Annotated in this window: 3 protein-coding genes; all 3 read left to right on the top strand. The window is 33.9% G+C overall.

Features of this window, described 5'->3' with window-relative positions:
- Positions 1–594 precede the first annotated feature (594 nt).
- The 3 genes from ymfI to RR539_RS10770 all read left to right on the top strand — a co-directional run bounded on the left by ymfI (position 595) and on the right by RR539_RS10770 (position 2,005).
- Entirely contained in the window at positions 595–1,329 is a 735-nt protein-coding gene (ymfI, locus tag RR539_RS10760) for an elongation factor P 5-aminopentanone reductase (RefSeq protein ID WP_332474285.1), read from the top strand.
- A 57-nt stretch (positions 1,330–1,386) separates the two neighbouring features.
- Positions 1,387–1,650, top strand: a complete 264-nt coding sequence (locus tag RR539_RS10765) for a DUF2508 family protein (RefSeq protein ID WP_332474286.1) — start codon at positions 1,387–1,389, stop codon at positions 1,648–1,650.
- A 61-nt stretch (positions 1,651–1,711) separates the two neighbouring features.
- Complete coding sequence (locus RR539_RS10770) at positions 1,712–2,005, top strand: pro-sigmaK processing inhibitor BofA family protein (RefSeq protein ID WP_332474287.1); 294 nt, start codon at positions 1,712–1,714, stop codon at positions 2,003–2,005.
- Positions 2,006–2,568 lie beyond the last annotated feature (563 nt).

The raw sequence follows: 2,568 nt of genomic DNA on the forward strand, positions 1-2,568 counted from the left end.
GGTTACAATTACAAGAGCCCTAGAAGGGCGCCGAGAAATATAAAAAGAAGCTGTACTCATTAATTGGGTACAGCTTCTTTTGTGTGTAGGGAGATATTATGTTATATCACTGCCTATACCGCGGTGGGATTTTTCCAAGAGGGTCTAAGGCACAAAAATACAAATTCACTAAGGGCTGGCTAAAACTCAGCTAAAGCTTCAAACAACCGCCATCCCTAAGTGCCTTTGCATTTTTGCACCTAAGACCCTCTAAGTCAAAACCCAAGGGTATATTCAGTGATATAACATAACATCATTAGGTTACAACTTAAAATGAAGGTAGAGTAATTAACAGAGTTCAGAAGGGGAGGGAGAAGGATAAATATTTTGAGGTATGAAAATCTAACATAAAGTATCTACCTTTATTAAAATATGTATAGGGAGAATTTTATCCATGATAAGATAATTACTTAAAATGAAGGTAGAGTAATTAATAGAGTTCAGAAGGGGGAGAGGGGGTGGAGAAATTTTTTATAGATTATATAGTAGATAGGATTATTAGGTTATTTAATGTAGGGTATAATATATACAAGAGAAAGTCTAAGGAGAAGGTTAATGGGAAAAACGGTTTTGATTACAGGTGCTTCAAGAGGAATAGGGGCTGCTTGTGCTAGGGTTTTTGGAGAAAGTGGATATAATGTACTTATTAATTATAAGAATTCTGAGGATAAGGCTAGGGGGTTATGTGATGAGCTTGTAGCTAAGGGTGTTAATGCTAGGATATTTAAGTGTGATGTTTCAGTTTCAAGTGAAGTTAAAGCTATGGTTAATTACTGTTTAGGTGAGTTTGGGTCAATAGACCTTCTTATTAATAATGCAGGTATTAGTCAGGAGAAGCTTTTTATAGATTTAACCGATGAGGATATAGATAATATGATAGATTCTAACTTAAAGGGTGTATTATATTGTAGTCGTGAGTGCTTAAAGCATATGATATACGAAAAAAGTGGAGCGATAATTAACATATCTTCTATATGGGGAATGGTTGGGGCTTCATGCGAGGTTCATTATTCAACAATGAAGGCAGGGATTATTGGGTTTACTAAGGCGCTTGCTAAGGAAGTAGGTCCGTCAGGTATTAGGGTTAACGCTGTGGCACCTGGGGTAATAGCAACTGATATGCTAAGTTCATTTAGTGAAGAGGATATAGATGTACTTCGTGAGGAAACTCCTCTTATGAGAATAGGAACTGTAGAGGATGTTGCAAAAACATGTTTATTCCTAGCATCAAATGATTCAAGTTTTATTACAGGTCAAGTTATAAGTCCAAACGGTGGATTTGTTATATAGATGTATAAGCCTCCTTTAACTTGGTAAGAATCAAGGTATTAAAGGAGGTGCTTTTTTATGGATAATAAGCTAGTCTTAGAGACAGGAGATTTATTAGACAGGGGCATTAAGAAGACTAAGTCAGGAGAAGTTCCAAATAGTGATACTCTTGCTCTACTTATTAAAGAGGCAAGGGAGGCTATGAGGGATCTTAGAAGTCTGAGGGCCTATTATGAATTTGTAACAGATAAGGAACTTATAGAATATGCAATCTATAGGGAGAAGGCAGAACAGGAGAGAATATCCTACTTAATTAGAAGAATAAAAGAAATAGCAGAATAGATATTAAAGAAGGTTTACCTGCATACACATAGGTATATGAATTTATCTATGGAGGTGAAATATGCTTTCACAATTAGGTGAGCTTAACACTAATATGATTATGTACATAGTTATTATGGCTGTTTTATTAAGCATAGCCATATCTATAAGAATTAAGAACGGTATAATCTTAAAGTTTTCCCTTAGGTTTTTAGTTGCAGTAGCATTTATATATGCTACTAATCATCTGTCTACATTTATGGGAGTGGACTTTGCTATTCCACTTAACCCTATAACAGCTGGGATTGCAGCTTTACTTCAAGCACCAGGAGTTGCGCTTATATACATAACTAAGTACGCAATTTTTCCAGCATAATAATTTTAACTACATAAAATTTACTGGGGAGCGCCTTCGGCGCTCCTTATTTTATATTGTTTATTAATTAATAGGAATAAATTAAATGCATAAATCATTAATCAATATATTTAATTAGGAACTTATAAAAACATAATATTAATGTAGAAACAGCTATGTAAATAGGAATTTAATAGCTATAAACATAGTAGTACCAATGCTTTGAAGGGTATATATAGTAAAATAATTTAAAGAGAGGAGAATTATGAGAAAAATCACAATATATAATTATAAACGGTACACACTCCCTAGTATATCAACTGTAGTATATAGGAGTATATAGTTAAAATACAGAGTATATTGTGTGGTAAAGTACTATTATGAAGCAAAACTAAAAACCTACTACCCTCTAGGATGGTAAGATAAGTCTTGTCCTGAGGGACACAACGAAGCAGCGGAAACAACGCTTCAAAACAAAATTAAAAAAACTTTAAAACATGGTTGACAGAAATGAAAACACATGGTAAAGTAAATAAGTACTTTGGTCATTGAAAACTAAACAGTAAAACATATAGCGAGCGTAC

Source organism: Clostridium sp. (genome assembly GCF_036639235.1).
Lineage (GTDB): Bacteria > Bacillota > Clostridia > Clostridiales > Caloramatoraceae > Clostridium_AB.

What these genes read in the sequence shown, in the direction of transcription:
- RR539_RS10770 (WP_332474287.1), top strand. Translation starts at nt 1,712, where the DNA reads ATGCTTTCACAATTAGGTGAGCTTAACACTAATATGATTATGTACATA.
- RR539_RS10765 (WP_332474286.1), top strand. Translation starts at nt 1,387, where the DNA reads ATGGATAATAAGCTAGTCTTAGAGACAGGAGATTTATTAGACAGGGGC.
- ymfI (WP_332474285.1), top strand. Translation starts at nt 595, where the DNA reads ATGGGAAAAACGGTTTTGATTACAGGTGCTTCAAGAGGAATAGGGGCT.